25 protein-coding genes are annotated in these 26449 nt (G+C 30.8%); 13 read left to right on the top strand and 12 right to left on the bottom strand.

Annotated elements, in window-relative coordinates; all coding sequences use genetic code 11:
• Positions 1-23: 23 nt before the first annotated feature.
• Positions 24-383, bottom strand: coding sequence for a DUF4467 domain-containing protein (locus HMPREF2561_RS05910; protein ID WP_017174967.1), 360 nt, complete (start codon positions 381-383; stop codon positions 24-26).
• Between the two features lie 267 nt (positions 384-650).
• Between HMPREF2561_RS05910 and HMPREF2561_RS05905 the strand changes: the two genes are divergently transcribed.
• Both HMPREF2561_RS05905 and HMPREF2561_RS05900 read left to right on the top strand, forming a co-directional pair.
• On the top strand, positions 651-1898 hold the full coding sequence (locus HMPREF2561_RS05905) for an aminoacyltransferase (RefSeq protein WP_070468514.1): 1248 nt from the start codon (positions 651-653) through the stop codon (positions 1896-1898).
• A 40-nt stretch (positions 1899-1938) separates the two neighbouring features.
• A complete protein-coding gene (locus HMPREF2561_RS05900) occupies positions 1939-2361 on the top strand; it encodes a MaoC/PaaZ C-terminal domain-containing protein (RefSeq protein WP_070468512.1) in 423 nt (140 codons plus the stop codon).
• A 102-nt stretch (positions 2362-2463) separates the two neighbouring features.
• Here the strand turns inward: HMPREF2561_RS05900 and HMPREF2561_RS05895 are convergent, their stop codons facing one another.
• The 4 genes from HMPREF2561_RS05895 to HMPREF2561_RS05880 all read right to left on the bottom strand — a co-directional run bounded on the left by HMPREF2561_RS05895 (position 2464) and on the right by HMPREF2561_RS05880 (position 6250).
• Positions 2464-3195 (bottom strand): amino acid ABC transporter ATP-binding protein, encoded by a 732-nt coding sequence (locus HMPREF2561_RS05895; protein WP_070436310.1) that lies wholly within the window; start codon positions 3193-3195, stop codon positions 2464-2466.
• On the bottom strand, positions 3192-3911 hold the full coding sequence (locus HMPREF2561_RS05890; RefSeq protein ID WP_049434406.1) for an amino acid ABC transporter permease: 720 nt from the start codon (positions 3909-3911) through the stop codon (positions 3192-3194). Before HMPREF2561_RS05890 ends, HMPREF2561_RS05895 begins: the two co-directional genes overlap by 4 nt.
• On the bottom strand, positions 3892-4692 hold the full coding sequence (locus tag HMPREF2561_RS05885) for a transporter substrate-binding domain-containing protein (protein WP_070436311.1): 801 nt from the start codon (positions 4690-4692) through the stop codon (positions 3892-3894). Before HMPREF2561_RS05885 ends, HMPREF2561_RS05890 begins: the two co-directional genes overlap by 20 nt.
• A gap of 118 nt (positions 4693-4810) precedes the next feature.
• A complete protein-coding gene (locus tag HMPREF2561_RS05880) occupies positions 4811-6250 on the bottom strand; it encodes an MDR family MFS transporter (protein WP_070436312.1) in 1440 nt (479 codons plus the stop codon).
• 95 nt (positions 6251-6345) lie between these two features.
• Here HMPREF2561_RS05880 and HMPREF2561_RS10745 point away from each other — a divergent pair, with 95 nt between their 5' ends.
• On the top strand, positions 6346-6444 hold the full coding sequence (locus HMPREF2561_RS10745; protein ID WP_017174973.1) for a putative metal homeostasis protein: 99 nt from the start codon (positions 6346-6348) through the stop codon (positions 6442-6444).
• Positions 6445-6577: 133 nt separating this feature from the next.
• Here the strand turns inward: HMPREF2561_RS10745 and HMPREF2561_RS05875 are convergent, their stop codons facing one another.
• The gene (locus HMPREF2561_RS05875) at positions 6578-7264 is read right to left on the bottom strand and encodes a 2,3-diphosphoglycerate-dependent phosphoglycerate mutase (RefSeq protein ID WP_017174974.1); all 687 of its coding nucleotides are present in this window, start codon (positions 7262-7264) and stop codon (positions 6578-6580) included.
• Between the two features lie 348 nt (positions 7265-7612).
• Between HMPREF2561_RS05875 and HMPREF2561_RS05870 the strand changes: the two genes are divergently transcribed.
• Positions 7613-8056 carry an aggregation-promoting factor C-terminal-like domain-containing protein gene (locus HMPREF2561_RS05870; RefSeq protein ID WP_017174975.1) on the top strand — a complete coding sequence of 148 codons (444 nt, stop codon included), beginning with the start codon at positions 7613-7615 and terminating at the stop codon, positions 8054-8056.
• Between the two features lie 40 nt (positions 8057-8096).
• On the opposite strand, the gene HMPREF2561_RS05865 is transcribed toward HMPREF2561_RS05870, so the two are convergent.
• The 3 genes from HMPREF2561_RS05865 to HMPREF2561_RS05855 form a co-directional block, all read right to left on the bottom strand.
• Positions 8097-8972, bottom strand: coding sequence for a cation diffusion facilitator family transporter (locus HMPREF2561_RS05865; RefSeq protein WP_017174976.1), 876 nt, complete (start codon positions 8970-8972; stop codon positions 8097-8099).
• Positions 8973-9153: 181 nt separating this feature from the next.
• Entirely contained in the window at positions 9154-9534 is a 381-nt protein-coding gene (locus HMPREF2561_RS05860) for a GtrA family protein (RefSeq protein WP_017174977.1), read from the bottom strand.
• Positions 9535-9536: 2 nt separating this feature from the next.
• A complete protein-coding gene (locus tag HMPREF2561_RS05855; RefSeq protein WP_017174978.1) occupies positions 9537-11033 on the bottom strand; it encodes a hypothetical protein in 1497 nt (498 codons plus the stop codon).
• A gap of 150 nt (positions 11034-11183) precedes the next feature.
• On the opposite strand from HMPREF2561_RS05855, the gene HMPREF2561_RS05850 reads away from it, so the two are divergent.
• The 5 genes from HMPREF2561_RS05850 to HMPREF2561_RS05830 all read left to right on the top strand — a co-directional run bounded on the left by HMPREF2561_RS05850 (position 11184) and on the right by HMPREF2561_RS05830 (position 16446).
• Positions 11184-12329: a glycerate kinase gene (locus tag HMPREF2561_RS05850; protein ID WP_019834816.1), complete on the top strand. Its 1146-nt coding sequence runs from the start codon at positions 11184-11186 to the stop codon at positions 12327-12329.
• Positions 12330-12344: 15 nt separating this feature from the next.
• Positions 12345-13067, top strand: coding sequence for a hypothetical protein (locus HMPREF2561_RS05845; RefSeq protein ID WP_002488783.1), 723 nt, complete (start codon positions 12345-12347; stop codon positions 13065-13067).
• A 140-nt stretch (positions 13068-13207) separates the two neighbouring features.
• Positions 13208-14404: a putative multidrug effflux MFS transporter TcaB gene (locus HMPREF2561_RS05840; RefSeq protein ID WP_002488760.1), complete on the top strand. Its 1197-nt coding sequence runs from the start codon at positions 13208-13210 to the stop codon at positions 14402-14404.
• 225 nt (positions 14405-14629) lie between these two features.
• Complete coding sequence (gene scdA, locus HMPREF2561_RS05835) at positions 14630-15295, top strand: iron-sulfur cluster repair di-iron protein ScdA (protein ID WP_070436313.1); 666 nt, start codon at positions 14630-14632, stop codon at positions 15293-15295.
• A gap of 539 nt (positions 15296-15834) precedes the next feature.
• Entirely contained in the window at positions 15835-16446 is a 612-nt protein-coding gene (locus tag HMPREF2561_RS05830; RefSeq protein WP_017174981.1) for a C39 family peptidase, read from the top strand.
• Positions 16447-16497: 51 nt separating this feature from the next.
• Here HMPREF2561_RS05830 and HMPREF2561_RS05825 read toward each other — a convergent pair whose 3' ends face one another.
• Positions 16498-17310, bottom strand: a complete 813-nt coding sequence (locus HMPREF2561_RS05825) for a metallophosphoesterase (protein WP_070468510.1) — start codon at positions 17308-17310, stop codon at positions 16498-16500.
• 306 nt (positions 17311-17616) lie between these two features.
• Here HMPREF2561_RS05825 and HMPREF2561_RS05820 point away from each other — a divergent pair, with 306 nt between their 5' ends.
• Together HMPREF2561_RS05820 and HMPREF2561_RS05815 are read left to right on the top strand one after the other, a co-directional pair.
• Positions 17617-19017 carry an amino acid permease gene (locus HMPREF2561_RS05820; RefSeq protein WP_070468509.1) on the top strand — a complete coding sequence of 467 codons (1401 nt, stop codon included), beginning with the start codon at positions 17617-17619 and terminating at the stop codon, positions 19015-19017.
• A gap of 133 nt (positions 19018-19150) precedes the next feature.
• Complete coding sequence (locus tag HMPREF2561_RS05815; protein WP_070468507.1) at positions 19151-21247, top strand: cation:proton antiporter; 2097 nt, start codon at positions 19151-19153, stop codon at positions 21245-21247.
• Between the two features lie 53 nt (positions 21248-21300).
• Here the strand turns inward: HMPREF2561_RS05815 and HMPREF2561_RS05810 are convergent, their stop codons facing one another.
• Complete coding sequence (locus HMPREF2561_RS05810; RefSeq protein ID WP_017174985.1) at positions 21301-23127, bottom strand: APC family permease; 1827 nt, start codon at positions 23125-23127, stop codon at positions 21301-21303.
• Between the two features lie 272 nt (positions 23128-23399).
• On the opposite strand from HMPREF2561_RS05810, the gene HMPREF2561_RS05805 reads away from it, so the two are divergent.
• Both HMPREF2561_RS05805 and yidC read left to right on the top strand, forming a co-directional pair.
• The gene (locus HMPREF2561_RS05805) at positions 23400-24893 is read left to right on the top strand and encodes a serine hydrolase domain-containing protein (RefSeq protein WP_070468505.1); all 1494 of its coding nucleotides are present in this window, start codon (positions 23400-23402) and stop codon (positions 24891-24893) included.
• Positions 24894-24990: 97 nt separating this feature from the next.
• Positions 24991-25833 carry a membrane protein insertase YidC gene (yidC, locus tag HMPREF2561_RS05800; RefSeq protein WP_070468503.1) on the top strand — a complete coding sequence of 281 codons (843 nt, stop codon included), beginning with the start codon at positions 24991-24993 and terminating at the stop codon, positions 25831-25833.
• A 56-nt stretch (positions 25834-25889) separates the two neighbouring features.
• Here the strand turns inward: yidC and HMPREF2561_RS05795 are convergent, their stop codons facing one another.
• Entirely contained in the window at positions 25890-26363 is a 474-nt protein-coding gene (locus HMPREF2561_RS05795; RefSeq protein WP_070468501.1) for a DUF1440 domain-containing protein, read from the bottom strand.
• Positions 26364-26449: the final 86 nt, after the last annotated feature.

The following is a 26449-nucleotide window of genomic DNA, read 5'->3' as shown; positions in this document are numbered from 1 at the left end:
TATACTCCTTAAGATTGTTTCAATTAGTTAAGATTTTCTTCCTTATAATCCGAATCATGTGTACTAATATATTGTTTCGTATCAAAGTGCTCTAAATAAGTTGCCTTCTTGTCTTTAAATTGATATGTATAATAATGCATTTCATCGTTATTACTTAATGGTCTATATGCTAATACAACATATTTACCTTTTTCATACACATATATATTAGCGTCTTTTTTATCAAAGTGTTTTACCACATCGCCTTGTTCATTCCTAGCAAGTCGTTCTTGTTTTTTATCTTGTAGTTTTACAGCTTTATCTATTTTATTAGCATATTCATCATTACCGCAGCCCGCTAGCAATATGACACATACACTTAATGATAAAATCAATCTTTTCAAATATGTTCACTCCTACTTTTTCTAATCTAACCTAATATAACTCTTACTATTATACTATGCTTATACTGATTATCATACAGTGGTTTTGCAATATAAACTAGACTATTAAAAAATATTATATTTTAAGTTTTATAGTTATATATTTTAAAAAATAATTATTATCTAATACTAAAGTACGAGTAAATTAATTTACTAAATGTGTGTAATAATAGAACTAATTTGATAAAATAGTTTAGAATTCTTAAAAATACAGAGGAGTAGATAATCATGAAATTCGTAAGTTTAACACCTGAAGAATTTGAAAAATTCACATCCGAACATTTTTCTCACTATACACAATCTCGAATACACTTGGATAATAGAAATGAGATGAAACATGATGTACATGTTGTAGGTGTTAAAGATGATAGTGGAGATGTCATTGCAGCAACATTAATGACTGAAGCACGCGCATTAAAATTTTATAAATATTTTTACACACATCGTGGTCCAGTAATGGATTATAGCAATATCAAACTGGTTCACTTCTTTTTCAAATCACTAACAGAATATTTAAAAAAACAAAATTGTCTATTTGTTTTAGTAGATCCATATATTTTAGAAAACCTACGTAATGCAGATGGAGAAATTTTAAAAAGCTACGATAATCGTGCAGTGATTAAAACACTTGAAGACTTAGGATATAAACATCAAGGTTGGTCTATAGGTTATAGTACAATGAGTCAAATTCGTTGGTTGTCTGTACTTGATCTTAAAGATAAAACTGAAGACCAATTATTAAAAGAAATGGACTATCAAACACGTCGTAATATTAAAAAGACGTATGAAATGGGCGTAAAAGTTAAAACATTACCTATGGAAGACACACATACTTTCTTCGAACTGTTCCAAATGGCTGAAGAAAAACATGGCTTTAAATTTAGAGATGAGCCTTATTTCTATGAAATGCAAAAAACATATAAAGATCATGCCATGCTAAAATTAGCTTATATCGATTTAAAAGATTATTTGTCTACTCTACAACATAAACATGAGGATTTAACAAAACAACTTACTGAAATTGAAGAAGCTTTAAAAGAAAGCCCTAACTCTAAAAAGAACAAAAATAAACGCAATCAACTTCAACAACAATTTGATAGCAATGAACGTAAAATAAACCAAACAAAAGATAAAATTGCAGCAGAAGGTGAAGTATTAAATCTAGCAGCTGCATTATATATCTACAATGAACATGAAGTATATTATTTATCTAGTGGTTCTAATCCAAAATATAATGAATATATGGGGGCCTATCGTTTACAGTGGGAAATGATTAAATTTGCTAAAGAGCATAACATTGACCGTTACAACTTCTATGGTATTACTGGAGACTTTAGTGAAAATGCTGAAGATTATGGTGTTCAACAGTTCAAAAAAGGCTTTAATGCTGGTGTTTATGAATATATTGGTGACTTCATTAAGCCAATTAAACCTGTTCTTTATCATACTCAACAATGGATTAAAAATAGAAGATAATCATTGCATTATAAGTATACTTTAAGGTAGGCATATAACTATGAAATACAATATGTTTTCTATAGGGGATACATTCACTAGTAAACATTACAAAATAACTGAGGAAGAAATATTAGAGTTTGCTCATCAATTTGATCCTCAATATATGCATCTAGATAAGAAAAAACCAGGCCAAGGAATGTATAATGGGATTATAGCATCAGGTATGCATACCCTTTCTCTTTCTTTTAAACTTTGGATTGAAGAAAATAAATATGAAGAAGACATCATAGCAGGGACTCATTTAAATAATGTAACATTTATTAAACCTGTCTATCCAAATGATAACTTATATGTAAAAGTTAAAGTTTTAGATAAAAAATTAAAAAAACAATTTGGTAGTTTAACCGTTGAAGTTATGACATTTAATCAATATGAGAATAAAGTACTTCAATTTGAGCTTACTGTTTTACTATCAGTTTAAAATAATAAACATTTCTAAAGTCTATTTATCTGAAGAAAGAAAGCATTATTCAATAAAAAGAATCGTCGTTCAAGATGAAATATCTTAAACGACGATTCTTTTTTAATTTTTATTAATTACATTTAAAAAACGTCTTAATTCATCAGTTTTAGGATGATTAAATAATTCTTCAGGAGACCCTTCTTCACCAATTTCTCCGTCGTGAATAAATACAACTTTATTAGATACTTCTTTTGCAAAACGCATTGCATGAGTAACTATCACCATCGTCATGCCTTCATTTGCTAATTCTTTAATAACCTTCAACACATCATTCACAAGTTCAGGATCAAGTGCAGATGTAGGTTCATCAAATAACATCACTTTAGGATTCATCGCTAACGCTCTCGCAATCGCCACACGTTGTTGCTGACCACCAGAGAGTGCATGAGGACGTTGATCTTTAACATGTGTTAAACCTACTTTTTCAAGTAAGCCTAATGCTCTATCTCTAGCTTCTGATTTACTCATTTTCTTTACAGTTACTAAACCTTCCATCACATTTTCTAAAGCTGTTTTATGTGGAAAAAGATTATAACTTTGGAATACCATCCCTGATTGTTTCCGTACTTCAATTTGAGATTTCTTATCTTTAGCAGTATAAGTTTTATCATTCACAGTAACGTTGCCTTCAGTCGGAATCTCTAACGCATTAATCATACGCAATAATGTAGTCTTACCCGAACCGGAACGACCAATTAATGTGACAACTTCGCCTTTTTTTACATTCAAATCAATACCTTTAATTACTTCTTTATCATTAAAAGATTTATGAATATTGGATAACTCAATCATGCCTTATACCCTCTTTCAATATATGATTCATAGAAGCCTTGGATGACTGAAATAATAAAACAAACAACCCAATACATCACAGCTACGAGAATATAAATTGTAAAGTACTCGTATGTTGTAGAAGCAACTTCTTGCGCTTTACGGAACATTTCAGCTACTAAGATAAATCCTAATAATGAAGTGTCTTTAATTAATCCTAAGAATGTGTTACCTAAAGCTGGAACTGAAACACGAATCGCTTGAGGTAAAATAATACGTTGAATCGTTTGACGATAATTCATTCCAATAGAGTATGCCGCTTCTGTCTGGCCTTTTGGAATAGAAATAATACCGCCACGGATAATTTCAGATGCATATGCACCTACATTTAAAGACAATCCAATAATCGCTGAAACAACAGAAGACAATGTCCATTGTTCCTCCGCATTTCCAGTAATTAGACGTCCAAGTTCTGGAATACCATAAAAGATAATAAAGAGTTGTACAATCATTGGTGTCCCACGAATAATAGATACATATACACGTGCAATTCCTCTTAATACTTTACTAGACGAAATACGCATTAACGCCGTAAACAAAGCGATAATCAAACCTAAAATAAATGTCACAATTGTAATTGGAATAGAGTATTTTACTAAACCTTCCAACATGGGTCCAAATGCTTGAGTTGCTGCATCTAATGCGTGTTGTTGTTGACTATTTAGGCTCAGAAACATTTTCACCGAACCATTTCTCACCAATTTTTGCTAGTTCACCATTCTCTTTAAGTTTTTTCAAACCATCGTTGAAATCAGAAACAACTTTATCATCAACACTTTTAGAGAATGCAAATGCTGATTTATTTTGTTCTGCATCACCTTTGATTGCTTTAATTTTAGCATTAGGTTTTTGTTTTTTATAATCTAAATAAGATAAGCTATCATTAAAAGTACCATCCACACGTTTAGATAATAATAAATCAATAGACTGGTTGAAACCATCTACTTTAGTGATGTTAGCACCTTTATCTTTAGCAAGTTTTCCGTAGTTAGAAGTAAATGTTTGCGCTAATTTTTCACCTTTAACATCATCAAATGATTTAATATTCTTCTCATCATCACGAACAACTAAGACACCACTTGAATAAGTGTAAGGGTTAGAGAATTTATATTTTTCTTTTCTTTCTTTATTAATACCCACTTGGTTTGCAATGACATCAAAACGTTTTGCATCTAAACCAGCAAACATTGAATCCCAAGATGTTTCATTAAATTTAAGTTTATATCCTTCTTCTTTCGCAACAGCTTTAATTACATCAATATCATAACCAGTTAACTGATCTTTTTTGTTGTGAAAAGTAAAAGGTGCATAAGTCCCTTCAGTTCCTACACGTAATGTTTTTTTATCACTATTACTGCTACTTGATTTTGAATCACTATTTTTGTCAGATGAATCACTATTACCACATGCGGCTAATACAAAAATAAGTGTCAAAGCTACAAATAAAAGTCTTTTCATTAATAACTCCTCCATATTCCTATTAAATTAGTCAGAATAAATTAATTCTAATCTCATCACTATGAATAGTCAATAACTATTTAAACTATTAAATAAAATAGAATGTTTAGATATGAGGTTAATAACTTTCTTCATTTATATCTTTTTTTCGTTTAAGTAAAAAAGTTAATAATAAACTAACGACTGTGATAATCACTGCAAATAAAAAGCCAGAATGATAACCATGTATCATTGCGTCTGTTTGAATATGTTTCATCATCTCTGTTTTAGCCATTCCTTGATAATCACTTGGTGTCGGTTTAAAATGCTGACTTGCTACACTTAAAATTGTTACTAAACCAGCTGTACCAATAGAACCCGCTACTTGTTGAATCGTATTTGTCATTGAAGATCCATGAGCATTTAATTCTGGAGTTAGTTGGTTCATTGTATGCGTCATTACAGGCATTAACCCTAAAGCAATACCAATCATACGAATCGCATAAATAGTTGCTAAAACAATTGTTGACGTATGCTCATCCATCACTACAAAGTAGGACGTCGTAATCGTTACAATAATCATACCTATCATTGAAAGTACTCGTGCTCCAAACGTTTCATATAAACGCCCAGATATGATGGACATGATTGCCATTACAATTGCTCCGGGTAACAATATCAAACCAGAATCAACAGGCGTACGTTGCAACACATTTTGTACAAACATAGGTAAGACCGTTTCAGATCCAATCATTGAAATCATCGTTACAGCCATAATAGCAATACCCACTGCGAATTGACTATTTTTAAATACTTTAAAACTTAATAGAGGGGTTTCAAGTCGTTCTTGTCTCCAAATAAATAAAACTACAAAAATAATGCCTAAAATAATAGTGCTCAGAACGACTGGGTCATTCCAACCTTTCTGAGAAATAGAACTTACCCCATATAACATACCACCGAATCCGATAATAGATAAGATAATGGATAGCATGTCAATGGGCGCTTTTACTTTTACTCCAACGTTTTTAATAAAAATTAAAGCAAGTATAAAAGTCACTGCTGAAATTGGAGCTACAACATAAAACAATGCTCTCCAATTAATGTATTCAACCAAATATCCAGATAATGTAGGTCCAATCGCTGGTGCTAAACCAATCACTAATCCAAACATCCCCATATATTTTCCACGTTCGTGCGGTTCAAATATATCTAATATAGTCGTCATCATTAGTGGCATCATAATACCAGAACCTAATGCTTGGATAATTCTTGCAATTAATAAAGTAGTGAAATTAGGGCTAAATCCTCCTAGTAAAGTGCCTAGAAAGAATATAATAATTCCAGTTAAGAAGACCTGTCTTGTTGTATAACGTTGAATAATAAATGCAGATAATGGAATAACTACTCCATTTGTTAGTAAGAAGGCTGTTGTGAGCCATTGTACTTGAGAATATGCAATATGAAAATCTTTCATTATTCTCGGTAATGCTGTGGTCAACAAGGTTTCATTTAATAAACCAAAAAAACCACCTAATAGCATAGTGAAAATCATAATTAACTTTTTACTATGCGACATGGTATCATCTCCTTATTTTTATTTTATAAATCGTAATAATTACTATTTACATAAACCATCTTTTCCTTTATTCTTTATAAAAAGGAGGACTATTTATGAAACAAGATTTACAAACTGCACGTCGCAACTTAAAAAGTTCTAATATTAAAACACGCAAACGTGCATTAAAGATGATTAAGCAATATCGACGTTAGTTAAAACCGTTTAACTATTTTTACAAACAATCTTACTCCACTACATTAATAAAAGACTAAAGCACTTCTTTAATGCTTTAGCCTTTTATTGTATCTACTATATTACAATAAATAAAAATTCTTGCTCACACTTTTATAAATAATAATGATTAGTTACTTTTAAATCATCATCTAATTCATAAATTAACGGTGCGCCAGTTTTAATTTCATAGCCTATAATGTCTTCATCTGATACGTTTTCTAAATATTTAATTAATGCTCGAATAGAGTTACCATGTGCTGCTACAAGTACAGTATCCCCATCTAATAAATGTTGTGAAATATGATCAGTCCAAATTGGAATGACACGCTCTAATGTTGTTTTTAAACTTTCAGAGTAAGGCATCATACGATGATCTAAATGACGATAACGACGATCATTTAAATAAGATTGACGTTGTTCTTCAGTTTGTGCTGGCGGTAATACATCATAAGAACGTCTCCATTGATGAACTTGTTCTTCACCAAATTCCTTACGGGCATCATCTTTATTTAACCCTTGTAATTTTCCATAGTGTCGTTCGTTCAAGCGCCAACTTTTATGAACGGGAATCCATTCTTGGTCAGATTCAGCTAATAAATATTGAGTCGTTTCCAATGCTCTTGTTAATAAAGAAGTATAAGCAACATCAATTTCAATTTTGTTTTCTTTTAATTTTTTACCTGAAGTGATGGCTTCATTTCTCCCTTGTTCTGACAGTTGAACATCTTCCCAACCGGTAAATAAATTTTTCGCATTCCATTCACTTTGTCCATGGCGACATAAAATTAATTTTGGCATAATATAACACTCCTTAGGTTAATAGAAAGTTAATGAGTATAACGATTGAATTATAAATACTTTCCTCATTATTTAATTTAATATCTATTTATCTTTACACCATTATTATAGAACTATTTCACTTTTTTTCATAATAGGACTACTTATAATTTAATTCGGAATATATGATAAACGTTTGAGATATTTGTTACTTCGTGTTCATATTTGATAATGATTCTTGATATGACAGTAACCTATGTCATTAAATTAACTGTTATAGTGAACATACCGTAGTCAACATCTAGATTTATTGGGATGCAATGTTTTAATTCGAACATTAATATCCAAATCACAAAGGAGTTTTTTATCATAAAAAAATCAATTTTTGCATTAATGACCATGCTCTCATTAGGTGCCGCTGGATTAGAAAGTGGCCAGGCACACGCAGAAGAGGTATCAACATCCCCTTCTCAACAACATCAATACCAATATCATCAAAGTCATACATCTAATTTAAATATATCAAGTTCAAACGCGACAACTTCTAGTACTTCAAGTCGTACACAATCAGTATATCAACGTTTCTTAGCTGCTGGAGGCACAGAAGAAATGTGGGAGAAAATTGTACTTCCTGAATCCGGCGGTAACCCTAATGCATCAAATGGTCAATACCATGGATTAGGCCAAACTAACCAATCATGGGGGTATGGATCAGTGGAAACCCAAACTAAAGGCATGATTCAATATGCAAAAGAACGTTATGGATCAATTGGAGCAGCGATACGTTTTAGAGAATCAAATGGTTGGTGGTAAATTGAATCAAAAAAGAGCAGGAGTATACTCCCGCTCTTTTTTATTTCTCATTTAATGTATTTGGTTCTGGATGAACATATACAGACGATATACCATTATGTTCTAAATGTGTTTCTACTCTATCGCAAATATCATGCGCTTCTTGTAATGATAAATTTGCATCAACTACAATCGTTACATCTAAAAAAATGCTACTGCCGTGATAACGTCCTTTTACATTTTTTACTTCTCTTACATCTGTAACTTCTTGAACAAGACTTCGATATTCTTCTAAATCTTGTTCCTTAAATCCATCACTCAATGCAAAAATTGAATCTTTAAATATCCCAAACCCAGTATAAATAATTAAACATCCTAATACAGTAGCAAGTATCACATCAATAATAGGTAGACCAAATTGTGTAAATAATAATCCAATAGCAGTACCAATACTGACTAAACCGTCAGATAAATTATCTTTTGAGGCCGAGTCTAATGAGCTACTTTTAGTTTGTTTTGCAAGTCTATGATTAATAGCATAAACACCAATCATAATGACACCACTCATCATACTAATAATAATCGTAATAAAATTTGGAATATGGTGTTCATTTGTCAACATTCGAGGTGCATTTTCAATCACTACTTGGATACCTACAAACATAATAATGAATGATACGAAAAGCGTTGAAATATTTTCAGATTTCAAATGACCATAAGGATGATTTTTATCAGCTGGCTTAATTGAAATCTTTAACCCCACAATAACAGCGATAGATACAACAATATCAGTCATATTGTTCAATGCATCTGCTCTTACAGCTGCCGAATCGTACACATATCCAGTAATATATTTTGCAACAGATAAAACGATATAAACAACTAAACTTAAATAAGCGCCTCTTTGCGCCAATTTAAGATTTTCGTTTTGGGTCATATCTAGTTAACCACCTTAAACACTTAGTATTACTAGTATGTACTATCAAAATTTGAATTACAATATTTTTTTATTTCTATCATTTTTATAAAAATAAGCTAATTAATTTTTTAGTCAAACCTAATTTCCTATTTATAAAAAAAAGAGCTAGAAGTACACAATTCTAGCTCTTTTTTAAATTTTAGTCTTTTAAAATCCATTTAGATAATATAAAAGTAATCGGAATTGTAACGATAAGTCCTACAAACGGTGCAATTTCAGAAGGGAAATTAAACCATCTTACAAAGATATATAAAAACAAAGATTGCATTCCCATATTTACTACTTGTGTTAATGGAAAACTTAAAAATTTCTTAAGGGTTGGTTTAACTCTATAAACGAAATAACAATTTAAATAATAAGAAATAATAAAACTTACTATAAATCCAATAATATGACTCACCATATAGTGAATGTGTAATAATTTTAGTAAAATGAGATACACTAAATAATAATCAAGTGTATTAATCCCACCCACTATGACGAATTTAATTATTTCATAGTGCGTTTGTTTTAACTTCATAGTTAATCTCCTCTGTCTTCTATTACATTAATATCAAACGGCAATATTTTAAGTTGTTTATTATTTGAAATTTGATAGTACTCTTTGAAATTTTCCTTTTCGATTTCTTCAGTTGGAGTCATTTCATAGAAATATGTCTCAAATGGCAAATGTTTTACAATAATTTCATTTCTATGTTGTTGAATTTGAGTTTGAATATTATTTAATCTAGCTTCATATTTAAAATGCACAATCGTAAAAATAGCAATAAATACGAATAATAAACATCCTACACAAATTTTAAGAATATTATCATAGCTTTGTTTTAAAGTATGTAATTCAGTAACTAAAGTAATCAATATCACACACCACATTATATATACAATAAAGAACTGTTGAGACGTTACCTCTGAAATGAAAAAGATAGGTATAGCACTTAAAATAATAGAAATAAAAGCAACTATTAAAATAATACGATAGTAGCTATCTGTAACTATAATAAAACTAGCCATACTTATACTGACGAAAAAGCTAAAACATAATAAGAAATTAATTAGACCATAACTTGTAATCAAAGTTGTTTGATTAAAATTAAAGGGTTCAAAAATAAATATCTTGTATATAGGCAATACAAGTATACCAATCATTAATATCATTTGTCTGATTTTAGAAAACGTTTGAAAGCGAGTATTTTTTATAAGTAACCCAATTATAACAATCGCAATCATAGACACTATGATAATATGATTAAAAAACATATAACGTGGAAGGTCATTTAATATTGTAACTCTTAATTTATGAACATAACCTAAGCCATCAATGTGTGCTCTCATTGCTTGAATGTCACTTAGATAATTAATGTACGTCTGGTTAATCAACATGATTAATGTACCACATAATGATAATAGAAACCCTATTAATAAATTAAAGTTAATTTTACGTTTTAACACAAAATAAGCAATTAATGTCGTGAATAAAGCCAAATTAACGAAAAAAGTTAATGATTCAGCAAATAATTGCCCACTGAAACAACTGATCCAAAATAAAATGACATTGTACATTTTTAGTTCATCTTTTATAAATAAAATTTGACTTATAAAATACAAATTATAGAGAACACATATCATTCCAAAAGCATAACTAAAAAAGTAGCCAAAGCTTCCATAACTCTCTGAAAAAACTGAATTAGGTATAATAAGCAATAACATAGTTGCAAGCATGAGATGACGGATTGAAAATGTTTGGCGTATCAATTTGAGTATTAATAAAATAATGCTTACTGATATTATTGAATACATAATCATACGTAATATTACCGAACGCACTGCTACAAGTTCAATTAAATTACTAATATAACGTCCATTCAAATTATCAAAATGATGATAAAAGGTACTTATGCCTTGATGACTTCCAAAAAACCAATCGATTCCATGTAAAGGAATAATTAAACCTAAGTAACCGTAAAATAATAATAACCCTATGACCCAGATGTAAAATTCGTGTTGTTTAAAGTTAGACATTTACACTACTCCTCCACTACAATAATGTTACATTATAGTGTTTAATCAATTCTATTTAATTAAATACCATTATATACTTTTTTTATATTTTAAACATTAAATCATTTTAATTTAGTTTTTTATTTATAATTTTAATCAGAAGTGATCTCGTTGAACATAAACAAAATGGTTATTGCGCCAGATTCATTTAAAGAGAGTATGTCTGCTAAACAAGCTGGATTAGCTATAGAACAGGGTTTTAAAAATATATTCGGTGATGCGCTTAAAACAGAGGTTATCCCTATGGCAGATGGTGGCGAAGGTACAACCGAAGCTTTAATAGAAGCATTAGATGCGACAATTCATAGCATTAAAGTACATGATCCACTTTTTAGAGAAGTGACTGCATCTTATGCTCGTTCGAGAGATAATCATGTGGCTATTATTGAAATGGCAGCAGCTTCAGGATTAGATTTAATTCGTACAGATGAACGTAATCCTTTAATTACTACAACATTTGGCGTTGGCGAATTAATTAAAGATGCTCTAAACCATAATGTGACTAAAATTATATTAGGCATAGGGGGGAGTGCAACAAATGATGGTGGTAGTGGTATGCTGACCGCTCTTGGCGTAAAATTTCTAAACTCTGATAATGAAGAAATTGAACTTGGTGGTGGCGCTCTTGCTCATTTAACTCATATAGATGCGTCAAAATTAGATTATAGATTAAACGACGTTACCTTTGAAGTGGCATGTGATGTTACAAATCCTTTATTAGGTTCTAATGGTGCAACATATATTTACGGACCACAAAAGGGAGCAACTGAAAAGATGATACCAAAGTTGGATTCCGCACTCGCAAATTATCATGATATGATAGAGAAAGCATATCATATCAGTGTTAAAGATATACCTGGTGCTGGAGCTGCCGGTGGATTAGGAGCTGGTATTCTCACTTTCTTCAATGCGTCATTATCTAATGGCATCGATATTGTCTTAAAAGAAACGCAATTTCTTCAAAGCATTAAAGATGCCGATTTAGTTATTACAGGAGAAGGAAAAATAGATGTACAAACGATTTATGGTAAAACACCTATCGGAGTGGCAAAAGCAGCCAAACAATTCGACTTACCTGTTATTGGTATATGCGGTAGTTTAGGAAAAAATTATCAAGCCGTATATCAACATGGAATTGATACTGTGTTTAGCATTATAGAAACGCCATCAGAACTCCCCTATTTATTAGAAAATGGAGAACGATTCTTAACACAAACTGCTGAAAATATTGCTCGATTAATTAAGTTAAATGATTAAAAAGAGGTGAAATCTATGAAACGTACTGAAAAATACAAAGATTCATATCAATACGATGATCAATATCAACAACGTAATCAAAAAAGTCGCGAGTATCAACAACGTCAACAGAGACGTCAAAGTGAAGAAAATTACAGAAGAAATGAACCTCGTCAAGAGTATCATCATCAAAATCAGGGCGATTATGATGAAAATGCTAACCGTTACTATAACGATCGTGACTTTAGACGTGAACAATTACTAGAAGAAGAGAATGAAAAAAATAAAAAATCAAAACGTTGGTTAATCGCTATTATTGCAATTCTTCTTTTAATTATTGGCATTTTTGCGACTAAATCTTATATTGATCATAAAAAGGAATCGGACAATAAACAACATACGTATAATGCAACAAATGATGTATCTAAAAATTATCAACAAGAAGTTCAAAATCAAAGCGATAATATCAAGAAACAAGTTGAAGATGCAAAAAATGATATTAAAGATAAAATAGACACTGAATCACGTCTTAGACAAATACAATCTCAAATTGATAAATTAAAAAATAATGAGATTACTAAAGAAGACTCTAAATTAACTCAATTTTATCAAGACCAAGTTAATAAGTTAAAAGAAGCAAATAATGCACAACAAAACAACGCAAATGAAAACAAAGTGAATGCGCTATTAGATGATGTCAATAATAAAGTAGATGATATCAAGAAAAAACTAAACAGTATTCTTGGTAATAATAATTAATATTCTTATGTATTGTGACAAATTTCAGCTCTAAAAAGATTGATTAAATCAATCTTTTTAGAGCTTTTTATATTTGAAATTACATATTTTCTCAAAAACCTATATAATGTACATTGCAAATCTTTTCAAGGAGTACAATTATGCATAACTCAACACATACTAAATTGCCGATGCTATTACTCATTGTTCTAGGAACAATGACAGCATTTGGTCCAATGATTATAGATATGTATTTACCCGCTTTACCAGCAGTTCAGCAACAATTTAATACATCAACGTCAAGCATACAACTTACCCTATCCTTTGCAATGATTGGCCTAGCACTTGGACAGTTTATATTCGGACCTTTATCAGATGTATTCGGTCGAAAAAAAATTGCACTAATAATTCTTAGTGTATTCGTTTTAGCTTCATGTGGTGCGATATTTATTACAACATTTCCACTATTTTTATTGATACGTTTGGTACAAGGATTAACTGCCGGAGGTATTATTGTTATCGCTAAAGCTTTCGCAGGAGATTATTACCAAGGAAATACTCTAGCTAAATTTCTTGCTTCTCTTATGGTTGTAAATGGTATAGTAACTATTTTAATGCCATTACTTGGAGGTTTATCGCTTTCTCTTGGCTCATGGAGAATTATCTTTGTTATTTTAACAGCTATTAGCATAATCATGTTATGTGGCGTTACTTTCAATATGCCGACCACACATCATTCTGAGCATGTTACTGCCAATTTCAAACATATATTTTCTGACTTTGGACGTTTGCTTAAACGACCAAGATTTATTATTCCAATGTTTTTACAAGGATTAACTTATGTTATGTTATTTAGTTTTTCATCTGCTTCTCCGTTTATCACTCAGAAAATATACCATATGACGCCTCAACAATTTAGCGTAATGATTGCAATCAATGGCATTGGTTTAATTGTTGTGAGTCAAATCGTTGCTTTGCTTGTTGAACGTATACATCGTTTTAAAATCTTAATTTATTTGACTTTCATTCAACTTATTGGTGTACTTCTCGTTGTATTTACTTTGATATTACAAGGTCCATTGTGGCTCTTATTAGTCGCTTTCTTTTTAAATGTTTGTCCTGTCACTTCAATCGGCCCCTTAGGATTTTCAATGGCTATGGAAGAACGTACTGGTGGAAGTGGAAATGCTTCTAGTTTACTAGGTTTATTCCAATTTATCCTTGGTGGTCTAGTGTCTCCTTTAGTTGGTCTTAAAGGACAGTATAATGTAATGCCTTATCTCACAGTAATTGTTATCACAGCAATTCTCATAGTTTTACTTCAATTTTTATATTTTAAAAAATATCAACGTATCTAATATATTCTTATATTAATAAACGTAATCTAGCATCCATTTTTAATATAAACATCGACTGCTAATATGTTAAAAAATATTTGAGACAATTATTATATCTCAAGTATTTTTTAACATTCACAAATTTGTAATGACTTTTCAACAAATACATGACAACTTATTCTTCTCTAATTGAAAATGATTATTATTTACTATAATAAACTATAGTTAAATAAGGAGGATTTATTTATGGTCACTAAAGATTCAATTGTTGCTAATGTCGTTACTGATTTTCCATTAAGTTCGGATGTTTTCAGAAAATACGGAATAGATTTTTGTTGTGGTGGAAATATCTCAATTAAAAATGCAGTAAAAAATAAAAAAGTAAATGTCGATACAATTATAGAAGAAATTAATCATTTACCTGTACATTCAACAGGAAATATCAACGTTAAATATTTAGATGTCCCTTCCTTAATTCAATATATTCAATCACGTTACCATGAAACAATGCATGAAGAATTTAAAAACCTTTCACCTTATGTCACTAAAATTGCAAAAGTTCATGGACCAAACCATCCATATTTACTTCAATTACAAGAGTTATATCGCCAGTATCGTGATGGTATGCTTGAACATATGGATAAAGAAGATAATCATGATTTTCCATTACTCATTAAAATTGCACGTGGTGAACAAGTTAAGAATGCGCATCAGGTTATTGAAAGTTTAGTTGAAGATCATACTCAAACTGGACATCTATTAGAAGAAATGAGCGATTTAACAAATCAGTATCAGCCACCTAGTGAAGCATGTAATACTTGGCGTTTAGTCTACACACGCCTTGAACATTTAGAACGTGAAACACATGAACATGTACATCTTGAAAATCACGTATTATTTAATAAATTTTAATTTGTATTAACGATAACATGCATCCTAGAAAAATAAGATTGACTTACTTTTTTAACACAATCAGATTAAATAAGAAGCTATGACATCTTAAGGACTAAACCCATATCTACAGAATCAAAAGAAAGCAGGTCCTTTAATGTTATCTATCGGTATAATGTGCAATAAAGATTTTTGACGCAATAAACATAACATAAATGATATTGTTCATGCCGCAAAATAAAATAATACTTGGGAGTTTGCATATATTCATTTTTAAATGCATAACTCCCAATTTTATTTTATATTAACTGTTCAATCTTTCTGTTGCATATTAAAAATTAGTATATGAATAAGATACATTTTAAGCATGATATCTTTAATCACTTTTGGGTTTGAATTTTTAACATCAATTACTATATCAACATTCTTCTTATTGTCTTAAATATGTTGACCCACATTTTGTTAATACAAAGAATTCAAATGATTATACGCTACTCTAATCAAGGTATATAATAAATTTACTTTAAAACAATGTTTTACTGACATAAAGGAGAACGTTAATGAATAAAAAATTATTATCAGTTACGCCTAAAAGTCAACTTTTTCCAATCCCTATGATTATGGGTTGTGAAGGCGTTTCTGCAGCTATGTTATTACAATATAATCATCATAATATTAAAGCTACTGATATTATGAAACATTGGCCTACGCATCCAAATAATCCCTATAAAGGCTATGTTGGTCACCATTTACTTGTTAAGTTTGGTCATCACCAAACGATTTTCCCTTCTGCTTATGTTCCATATTTACAAACATTTGATTCACGTATCGTAGATGGCACTGGTACGAATTTAGAAGAATTAGAAACTGTGATTGATCAAGGACAACCGATTCTTATGTATCATACAAGCTTAGGTCAAAAACCTTCACGTAAAACGTTTAAATTTGATAACCACACGCGTCAGCTTGTGTCTAACATTCACGTTACATTACTTATTGGATATGACGACACACATTACTATTATATTGATCCTTTATGGAGTCACTTTTTAAGAAAAATAATTGTGCCTGCATTAGTACCTAATCGCTTCCAGATTATAAAAATTAAAAAAGAATTCATGGAGCGTAGCTTTAACGCCCCTGGTAAAAAATGTATCTATGTAAAACCATAAATTAAAAGAGCAAAAAGCGACTGTCTTCTGAACGTCGTTTCTTGCTCTTTTTTATTCTATTACAAAGTCTATTAATGCATGATTCATTTCTGAATATATATCTGCTGTTCGCCATTCTCTTTTATAACCTAAACAAGGACATAAAAAGGTTATATTATTTTCTACTAAAGATTTACGAAAATGAACATGCCCCATAATACTGTATTTAATCGGAAACTGTTGATATAATCGGTCGAAATCTGATGTACCTATAAATGCATTGAAAAAATCAAAAATACGATGAGGGGTAGGTACTACAAATTTAGAATGTGTCACAATATGTGTCATTAAAATAATTTGTTTATCTTGAAGTTGCTCCAATTCTTGTTTAACATGCTTAGCCGCCTTTTTGGATAAAATCGTATCATCTTCATCCCAATCGATTTTCACTTTATCTTGCCAAGTGGCCCCATAATATTTCCCTTTTTTTAATCGAGTTTCTTCAAACTTTTTATCAGCGTAACTGTAATCATACCAAGCAGTATGGCCTACAATAGCCCAATTATCATTAATTACATATGGATGATCCAACAAACACTCTGGCTTTGTTCTATAAAAATCATAAATATCTTGAGATGTCGTTCCATCCTCTGCTTTCCAATAATCATGATTTCCTGGAACAAATAATATGGGAATATGTAAAGCAGTTTTTAAATCTTTAATAAATTGATAGCTATCTCTAAAATAATTCGAAATATCTCCTGCAATTAATAGTAAGTCAATCTCTCTATGTTGAACTACTTTAATCAATGTTTCTAGATATACATTTGATTTTAGTTTAGGATGTCTGTCTATATGTAGATCAGAAATCGCTCCGATTCTCATTCCTCTACTCCTCTAATACATTTTTAAATTTTATCTATTATGCCATAGATTATTATAAATATAAATTATTCTGTTTTTCATAGTTGTATACACACATTTGTTTTTTTGAAAATTAAGAGTATAATAAAATTAACTTTTAACAAAGTTACATATTTAACAAAATTTAAAAAAGTAAACTTTTAAAAATCTGAATATTCTAATTAATTACAAATTGATCTTCACTCTTTTCCACTTTGTTAAACAAGTTTTTAAAATTTAAAGAAAGCGCTTACGTAATTATCGTGTGGCTTTCTGAGGGGGAAGTCTATGGCAAGACAGTTAGAAAGAGAATTAAGTAATAGACACATTCAATTAATTGCAATTGGTGGTGCTATTGGCACAGGATTATTTTTAGGTTCTGGACAAACGATTTCGTTAACAGGGCCATCCCTACTAATCACCTATCTAATTATTGGTATAGTGTTATTTGCTTTCATGAGAGCACTTGGAGAATTATTACTTAGTAATACACGTTTCAATTCATTTGTAGATATTGCCAACGAATATTTGGGACCATTCGGTGGTTTTGTCATTGGTTGGACATATTGGTTATCTTGGATTGTTTCAAGTATGTCTGATTTAACGGCAATGGGACAATATTTTAGTTTTTGGTTTCCAAACGTTCCTCACTGGCTAACTGTATTATTTATCGTACTCTTACTTATTTCATTTAATATGCTTGGTGCAAAATTATTTGGAGAGTTAGAATTTTGGTTCTCTATTATAAAAATTATTACTATTATTGCTATGATTATCGTTGGCTTAGTTATGATTTTCTTTTCATTTAAAACGTCATATGGACATGCGTCTTTTAGTAATCTTGTAAATCATGGTGGTATTTTTCCAAATGGACCAGCTGGATTTTTAATGTCATTCCAAATTGCTGTCTACTCATTTATCGGTATTGAACTAATAGGTGTTACAGCTGGAGAAACTAAGGATCCTCGCACAGTGATTCCAAAAGCAATTAATAATGTACCTGTTAGAATTTTATTATTCTATGTGGGAAGCTTACTTGTGATCATGTCAGTGATTCCTTGGAATAAGATTAACCCTGATGCAAGTCCATTTGTAATGTTATTTAGTATGATTGGCTTACCTTTTGCAGCAGGACTTGTTAACTTTGTCGTATTAACAGCAGCCGCTTCTGCAACGAACAGTGGTATTTATTCAAATAGTCGTATTTTATTTGGATTATCTAAACAAGGACTAGGACCCAAAATGTTAAGTAAGACAAATCATCATAGTGTGCCTTACTTATCAATGCTTGTATCTTCTGGGACATTACTTTTAGCCGCATTATTAAATTTTATCTTTCCAGATGCAATTCAATTATTTATTTATGTCACTACACTCTCAACTGTATTATTTATAGTTGTTTGGGCAATGATTATTATTTCTTACATTATATATGTACGAAAAAATCCTGAAGAACATAAACACAATAAATTTAAACTTCTAGGCGGTAAAGCACTGGCTTATGTTATTCTTGCATTTTTCTTGTTTGTATTTGTGTTATTGTTCTTTAGTGCTGATACGAGAGTAGCCATATTTATTTCACCAGTTTGGTTTATATTCTTATTCTTGTTCTATAAAAAGTATAAGAAAAATGCTGAATATTTAGCTGAAAAAACACGTCAGCAACCTCGAGAATCAATCAATCATTAGATATTTTATTAAGCGGAACTGAATTCAGTTTCGCTTTTCTATGTCTTAAGAATGACATATACTAAAATTTCTTATTATTTTTTAATCATGGTAAAATATTAAGTATTTAAAAAAGAAAGGAGTCACAATACATATGGAATTGTTAGAAGCTTTTTTATTATTTATACTTGCCGTTATCATTAGTTCTATTATTTATCATCGCTTCCCCAACATTCCAACAGCTTTCATTCAAATTGCCTTAGGTGTAGCGCTATTCATCTTACCCATTCCACTACATTTTAAATTTGAACCAGAAGTTTTTATGATGGCTGTCATTGCCCCACTCTTATTTGTGGAAGGGACACATGTTTCTAGAGAAAAGCTTTTAGAATACCGAAAACCTGTCGTGCTTATGGCCATGGGATTAGTATTTACAACTGTGATTGGGGTTGGCTTTTTCATTCATTGGATTTGGCCTAATTTACCGATGCCAGCTGCTTTTGCTATTGCAGCTATTTTATGTCCGACAGATGCAGTTGCTGTATCAGCCATTACTAAAGGTAAAGTATTACCCAAGGGGTCTATGGCAATTTTAGAAGGAGAGTCTCTATTAAATGATGCTGCAGGTATTATTTCTTTTAAAATTGCAGTGACTGCTCTGGTGACAGGTAGTTTTTCAGCTATAAATGCAATTGGTCAATTTCTACTCTCAACATTTCTTGGTATTTTAGTAGGTGCAATAATTGGCGCTTTAGTCGTCAGTTTACGTGTTTACCTCACTTCTAATAAAGGTTTAAAAGATAGTAATACATTGACTTTCATCCAATTACTTACTCCTTTTGTCATTTATTTTATTGCTGAAGAAGTTCATGCTTCTGGGATTATTGCAGTTGTGGTAGCTGGGTTGATTCATGGTTTAGAACGAGATCGTCTCATTCGCGCCCAAACTGAATTACAAATGAACTATAATCAAATTTGGAATACATTAAGTTATGCATTAAATGGCTTTGTCTTCGTCGTTTTAGGATATATTGTGCCAGAAGTTATTTTGGAAATTGTACGTAATGAACCACAAAATTTAGTTTTTCTAATTGTGGTAGCATTCCTTATAGCATTTGCCATCTATATCTTTAGATTTATTTGGGTCTATGTTTTGTTCAAAGATTTTTACTATCCGAAAAATGTTGAAGCATATCTCGATGACGAAGAAGAAACACAACCACCAAAACGGAGTCGTTATGCATTTATTATGACTTTGTGTGGCATTCATGGAACGATTTCATTGTCAATGGCATTAACATTACCATTCATTATTAACGGCAATCAGAACTTTGATCATAGAAATGATTTACTCTTTATTGCTTCAATGATGGTACTTATCAGTTTAATTTTTGCACAAATGATCCTTCCATTCATTACGCCATCCGAACAACAATCACACTTCAAAGGTATGAGTTATCAATCAGCTAAAATTTTCATGATTCAACATGTTATTCGCACATTAAAAGAAAAAGCAGATACACACAAAGATATTGATTATCGACCTATTCTGAATCAATATTTTAATGAATTATCATTTTTAATCGACATGGAAAGTGATGATAAAAATACGAAAGAATTACATCGATTAAGAGACATTGCAGAAGATGTTGAAACTGAGACGCTTCAACAGTTAATTAAACAGGAGCGTATTACTAAAAAAGATTTAAGTGATTATCGCAAAGTAATGGAATTGACACAATCATTTAGAGAAATGTCTTTTATTGAGAAATTGAATCGTTTTAGTAAGTTAATCATACTTAGATTTAAAGCGCGAAAAGATTCACGTAAAAGTGTGAATCAATCATCATTTGAACAACAACGCTATACTGACAGAAAAGAATTAAGACATAACTTTAAAAAAGTACAACACATCATACGTATTGTTAATCGTCAGGTGACTTTAAGACTTCAAGAAGAACAAAATAGCACAAATGTTCTCGAAGTCAGTTTAATTATCAACCAATATTATGCATTATCACGTAAGTTAAGACAACATCATAATCGAAAACGTCAAAGTGAGGAAAATAAATTCATGTATGAATTAAATACTCAACAACAATATGATGCCAAATTAGATGCATTGTATACTCAACGTCAAATTTTAGATGAATTGATTTCTAGAAATAAAGTTACAAATGAAATTGCCGCACAATTACGTGAAAATATTAACTATAATGAAATTGTACTTGCCAAGGAATTAAATCATTAATATATAGAAAGAACTCAAGAGACCTGTATCTCTCGAGTTCTTTTTATTTTCTTCTACTTTTGTAATTTATAAGGAACCGTCGCTAAAATAACATTTTTTTGATAGAATAAATGCATTTTTAATCGCAAACTCGTTTGATTGTGTAAAAAGTTATGCCATGGTTTTTTAGGAATAAATTCAGTGACAACCACTGTGATGACATAGTTTTGATCATTCGCTTTTTTATTAATTTTATCGATAAATCGAGAAATCGGACGAATGACACTGCGATATTCTGAGTGTAACGTCACTAGTCTAATATCTGGATATTGTTTATTCCATTTTTCAATAAATAAATTATCAGTTTGATCTCCGAAAGATACATGTACAGCAATCACATCATCTGCAATCATATGTGCATAATAAATAGATTTATTTAATGCTGTAGTGATCGTATTAACGGGTACAATCGCTAGATTTTTATCGACCACTGGCATATCTTGAACAATTTTAGTTGTGCTAAGTTGCTCAGCAATATCCTTGTAATGTCTATTAATACGCGTAAATATATATACAACAATCGGTAAAAAAATTAAGATTGGCCATACTTGGTTAAATTTCGTAATTAAGAAAATCATAAATACGATAAAAGTAATAGTACCCCCTATAGCATTTGCAATAAGTTTAGTAGACCATCCTTTTTCACGACCACGAATCCATTTTAAAACCATTCCATATTGAGCTAGTGTAAATGGAATAAACACACCTACTGCATATAAAGGAATAAGATTTTCAGTTTTACCATGGAAAAAGATAATAAGCAACATTGCACAAATGCCTAATGTAATAATTGAATTTGAATAACCTAAACGGTCTCCTCTTACGTTAAACATACGTGGCATATATTTATCTTTTGACATACTTGCAGCTAACATTGGAAAAGCTGTGAATCCAGTATTAGCTGCTAGGACAAGAATCATGACAGTCGTTACTTGTACAAAATAATATCCTACATTATGCCCTAAAATATTCATTGCAAGTTGAGATAATACAGTTGTTTCAGTCTGTGGCATAATACCATACCAATATGCTAATCCCACAATACCTACAAGTAAGAAAGCTAATATCATTCCCATAGTAATTAACGTTTTAACTGCATTTTTAGATCCAGGATCTTTAAAGTTTGTTACTGCATTCGAAATGGCTTCTACACCTGTTAGAGATGATGCACCTGAAGAAAATGCTTTAAGTAATAAAAATAATGTGACACCTGGCACTGCGGTTCCTACTGTCGCCTGCATATGAGGTTCTGCTTGTCCGGTTGCCACTTGCCATGTTCCAATAACAATCATGACTATTAATCCAATTATAAATAAATAAACTGGATAAGAGAGCACAGTTGCTGACTCTGTTAAACCACGTAAATTCATTATTAGAATAAATAGTACCAATAAACATGCAATGAATACTTTATAGTGATATAACCCTGGAAATGCTGCAACAAAAGCATCCGCACCTGATGAAATGCTTACTGCGACGGTTAAAATATAGTCTACTAATAAAGAGCCACCTGCAAGCAATCCCCATTTTTCTCCTAAATTTGTTTTAGAAACCATATACGCTCCTCCGCCTTTAGGATAAGCATATATAATTTGACGATATGATAGAATCAATGCTGCAAGTAGCACTAAAACAGCAGCCGCAATAGGTAATGTATACCAAGATGCAATAGCGCCAACCATAGATAAAGTAATTAAAATCTGTTCTGGACCATAAGCTACTGAAGATAATGCGTCAGAAGATAAAATTGCTAAAGCCTTAAAGTTACTTATTTTTTCATTTTTTAAGTCTCTATTTTTTTTTGGCTTACCAATAATAAGTCTTTTAAATTGAGTGAACATAATCCATCCTTACCTCTTTTTATATTCATTTTTAATGGATAAAATATACTCCTATTTAGTGAAAAAGTATACATTTACGTGGAAATAATATAGTATAAATTACATTTTAAGTAACTTTTTACAATTATATTTTTAGAGTATATCTTTTTTTAATAGTTATAAAGAGGTATCAACAGTATTTAATATTTGTATAGAGCGGTTTAAGTTTAAACTTGCTATACTATTTTTAGAGGTTTAATTTTAAGGAGTATTAAGTAAGGAAGTAAGGGAAAATGAGAAAAAATTTTATCATGATTGGGATGATTTTATTAGTAGGAATCATTATTCTTTCCATAGCTATTAAATTAAAACCTAGTTATTCAATGTTTAGTCCATCGTCACAAAGTTATATCGATAACATGATTGTTAATAAAATGAAAGACGATCATATTCCAGGAATGTCCATTCTTATTGTAAAAAATAATAAGACGATTCTTAATAAAGGCTATGGTTTTTCAAATATTAAAAAGAAATCCAAAGTCACACCAAATACGCGTTTTGAAATTGCTTCAAATACCAAAGCATTTACGGGTTATGCAATAATGCAACTTGTTGAGGCACATAAAATCAATCTCAATGATAAAGTCAGTCATTATATTTCAGGTTTCTATATGAAATATAATCATAAAAAAGTAGATATCACAGTAGATCAATTGATTGCTCAAACAAGTGGTATTTCAGGAGACATCACAAATGATGACAAAATCACAAAAGACACAAACAGTCTAGAAGGCCTTGTTCATAGTATCAAAGGACGTAACTTAGATGCTAAACCTGGCAAGCAATTTGAATATTCCAATATGAATTATGATATTTTAGGTTTGATTGTTCAAAAGGCTTCACATCAATCATATGCGACTTACTTAAACACACATCTTTTCACTCCATTACATATGACACAATCAACTGTAAAGGAAAGTAATATGAAAAAGAACAATGATGCTCAAGGGTATGTAACCAAAAAAGGAAAAGCTTATGCTGATAGTCCTGAATTTAATTTAGGAGATAATCCAGCTGCCTATATGATGACTAACACGAAAGATTTAGCCTCTTGGTTGAAGTTTCAACTTAATCCGCCAAAAAAGGTAGCATCATTAGTTCAACTAACACATCAACCTAAAGTTAAAGCAATAGATAATTCTCAAGACGTTCACTATGCAACAGGTTGGTTTATTGATGATAATCATTCAGAAACAATTGTATATCATCCTGGCACACTTGAAAACTATTCTTCATATATTATTTTAAATCCAAAAAAAGATTATGGCATTGTAGTCCTTGCTAATAGCTATTCAAAAAATGTAGCCGAACTTGCACAGCATCTCAATACACAAATGAGTAATGGTCAACATATTAAAACGTTACAATATCTTATTAATCAGTGGAATATCCTATTTATCATCATCACTATCATTTTGCTAATAGCTGTAGCAAGTGTTTTTCTAATAATCTATCGTTTAATTTTTAAATTTAAGTCTATTCATTTTAAAACGATGTCTCGTGGATTACTCATCAAAATAAGTATGATGCTGTTAACTTTTACACTTATTTTAGCGATTCTCCACTTACTTCCAACACTCTTATTATCAAATTCTGATTGGTGTTTTATGATGTCATGGTTACCATTACAAGCGAAAATAACATTATTTAGCTTCGTCTTATTACTGACAAGTCTATGGAGTTATTTTATCCTAAACATCATAACGCAATCCAAACGACCAATATAATCTATTAAAACATGTATTTCTTCTTTTCTTCATTATTATGTTAAGCTTATATCACTAAGACTAAGATTATTAAAGACCAGTGTATAGGAGTTTAAATATGAAAAAGAAATGGTTCTTATTACTGATGGCCTTAATAATGCTTGCAGGCTGTGACTATTCTCATAAAGAAGAACAACACGGCCTATTTTATACTGTATTTGTAAAACCGATGGATGCTTTACTTCATGTCTTAGGACATGCATTCAATGAAAACTATGGTTTAGCTATTATCGTCATTGTATTTATATTGCGTTTAATACTGATGCCACTCATGTGTATTCAAGTAAAAAATATTCATGTTATTCGTGGCAAAACAGAGGTCGTAAAACCAGAAATTAATAAAATTCAAGAAAAAATTAAAGAAGCTCAATCGCCTGAAGAACGACGTGCAGCAAATAAATTATTAATGAAAAAATATAATGAGTATGGAATCAATCCTTTTAAAAATTTAATTGGCACATTTCCAATTTTAATTCAAATTCCAATTCTTCTCGGACTATATACGTCAATTAAATATCCAACAAGTGGTGGTATTACTCAGCATCCTCATTTTTTATGGTTTAATTTAATGCATACTGACATAATCATGACCATCATTGCAGCTGTGATGTATTTTATACAACCTCTTGTCAACTCAATTCATTATCCTAAAAATGAACGTCGATCTTATTATGTCATGATGGTCTTATCCCCTTTATTTATTACTTATGCATCATTACATTCAGCATCAGCGTTAAGTGTATATTGGGCTATAAGTGCAACTTTTTTAATTATTCAAATGCATTTTGCTCATAGCCATTATGCGAAAGTGGGTAAAATTGAGGGAGAAAAATTAAGACAACGCATAGAAACAAAGCGTCAAACTACTTCAGAAACATCCTCAAGCACTTCTAACCATTGATAAGATCAATTATATCAAAAAGGAAGCGCGTGACTATCACGCGCTTCCTTTTTTATTTATCGATGACTATTTCGTATTAAATCAATCGTATTCATCCAAACAATATGACCTAATAATTCTGAAATGCGTTCTTCTTTAGGTAAATCTTTAACTTGTGGTGTTAGATTTAATTTAGGCAGTATATATTCATGAAAAGCAATATGAATCAAAATACCGAAGAATGTACCTCTTAATGTCGCCACTTTTGGACACTTTTCAGCAAGTAATCCATATACCATAGCATTTGCAATTGAAAAGCCATAATGAACACCCATGACAGTTATAGGTATATCGTTCTCGTTATAACGGTACGTAGCATGTTTAACATTGTCAGGTAAATTCAATTTATGCAGTAATGTCATTGGTGGTGGTTCTTCTTCACGTTGTGGCGTTCTAGGAGGGATGAGTGCTTCCCATCCCATTTTAACTGCACCACTTAATAATCCGCCAATAACGCCCGTCATGATAACTCTTTTCGTTGATTGTTTCATTAATTTCACAACTCCTTATCTCACTATATATTATATTTACCCTTAATGATTACAAATTAAAAGAGTCCGGGACATAAAGTATCTAG

Origin of the sequence: Staphylococcus sp. HMSC069E10, assembly GCF_001809205.1 — a bacterium.
Taxonomy (GTDB): Bacteria; Bacillota; Bacilli; order Staphylococcales; family Staphylococcaceae; genus Staphylococcus; species Staphylococcus hominis.
This window is presented reverse-complemented; position numbering and strand designations above follow the sequence as displayed.

Excerpts from the sequence above, each read along its gene's own strand:
- HMPREF2561_RS05905 (WP_070468514.1), top strand. The coding sequence starts at position 651 with ATGAAATTCGTAAGTTTAACACCTGAAGAATTTGAAAAATTCACATCC.
- HMPREF2561_RS05900 (WP_070468512.1), top strand. The coding sequence starts at position 1,939 with ATGAAATACAATATGTTTTCTATAGGGGATACATTCACTAGTAAACAT.
- HMPREF2561_RS05895 (WP_070436310.1), bottom strand. The coding sequence starts at position 3,195 with ATGATTGAGTTATCCAATATTCATAAATCTTTTAATGATAAAGAAGTA.
- HMPREF2561_RS05890 (WP_049434406.1), bottom strand. The coding sequence starts at position 3,911 with ATGTTTCTGAGCCTAAATAGTCAACAACAACACGCATTAGATGCAGCA.
- HMPREF2561_RS05885 (WP_070436311.1), bottom strand. The coding sequence starts at position 4,692 with ATGAAAAGACTTTTATTTGTAGCTTTGACACTTATTTTTGTATTAGCC.
- HMPREF2561_RS05880 (WP_070436312.1), bottom strand. The coding sequence starts at position 6,250 with ATGTCGCATAGTAAAAAGTTAATTATGATTTTCACTATGCTATTAGGT.
- HMPREF2561_RS10745 (WP_017174973.1), top strand. The coding sequence starts at position 6,346 with ATGAAACAAGATTTACAAACTGCACGTCGCAACTTAAAAAGTTCTAAT.
- HMPREF2561_RS05875 (WP_017174974.1), bottom strand. The coding sequence starts at position 7,264 with ATGCCAAAATTAATTTTATGTCGCCATGGACAAAGTGAATGGAATGCG.
- HMPREF2561_RS05865 (WP_017174976.1), bottom strand. The coding sequence starts at position 8,972 with ATGACCCAAAACGAAAATCTTAAATTGGCGCAAAGAGGCGCTTATTTA.
- HMPREF2561_RS05860 (WP_017174977.1), bottom strand. The coding sequence starts at position 9,534 with ATGAAGTTAAAACAAACGCACTATGAAATAATTAAATTCGTCATAGTG.
- HMPREF2561_RS05855 (WP_017174978.1), bottom strand. The coding sequence starts at position 11,033 with ATGTCTAACTTTAAACAACACGAATTTTACATCTGGGTCATAGGGTTA.
- HMPREF2561_RS05845 (WP_002488783.1), top strand. The coding sequence starts at position 12,345 with ATGAAACGTACTGAAAAATACAAAGATTCATATCAATACGATGATCAA.
- HMPREF2561_RS05840 (WP_002488760.1), top strand. The coding sequence starts at position 13,208 with ATGCATAACTCAACACATACTAAATTGCCGATGCTATTACTCATTGTT.
- scdA (WP_070436313.1), top strand. The coding sequence starts at position 14,630 with ATGGTCACTAAAGATTCAATTGTTGCTAATGTCGTTACTGATTTTCCA.
- HMPREF2561_RS05830 (WP_017174981.1), top strand. The coding sequence starts at position 15,835 with ATGAATAAAAAATTATTATCAGTTACGCCTAAAAGTCAACTTTTTCCA.
- HMPREF2561_RS05825 (WP_070468510.1), bottom strand. The coding sequence starts at position 17,310 with ATGAGAATCGGAGCGATTTCTGATCTACATATAGACAGACATCCTAAA.
- HMPREF2561_RS05820 (WP_070468509.1), top strand. The coding sequence starts at position 17,617 with ATGGCAAGACAGTTAGAAAGAGAATTAAGTAATAGACACATTCAATTA.
- HMPREF2561_RS05815 (WP_070468507.1), top strand. The coding sequence starts at position 19,151 with ATGGAATTGTTAGAAGCTTTTTTATTATTTATACTTGCCGTTATCATT.
- HMPREF2561_RS05810 (WP_017174985.1), bottom strand. The coding sequence starts at position 23,127 with ATGTTCACTCAATTTAAAAGACTTATTATTGGTAAGCCAAAAAAAAAT.
- HMPREF2561_RS05805 (WP_070468505.1), top strand. The coding sequence starts at position 23,400 with ATGAGAAAAAATTTTATCATGATTGGGATGATTTTATTAGTAGGAATC.
- yidC (WP_070468503.1), top strand. The coding sequence starts at position 24,991 with ATGAAAAAGAAATGGTTCTTATTACTGATGGCCTTAATAATGCTTGCA.
- HMPREF2561_RS05795 (WP_070468501.1), bottom strand. The coding sequence starts at position 26,363 with ATGAAACAATCAACGAAAAGAGTTATCATGACGGGCGTTATTGGCGGA.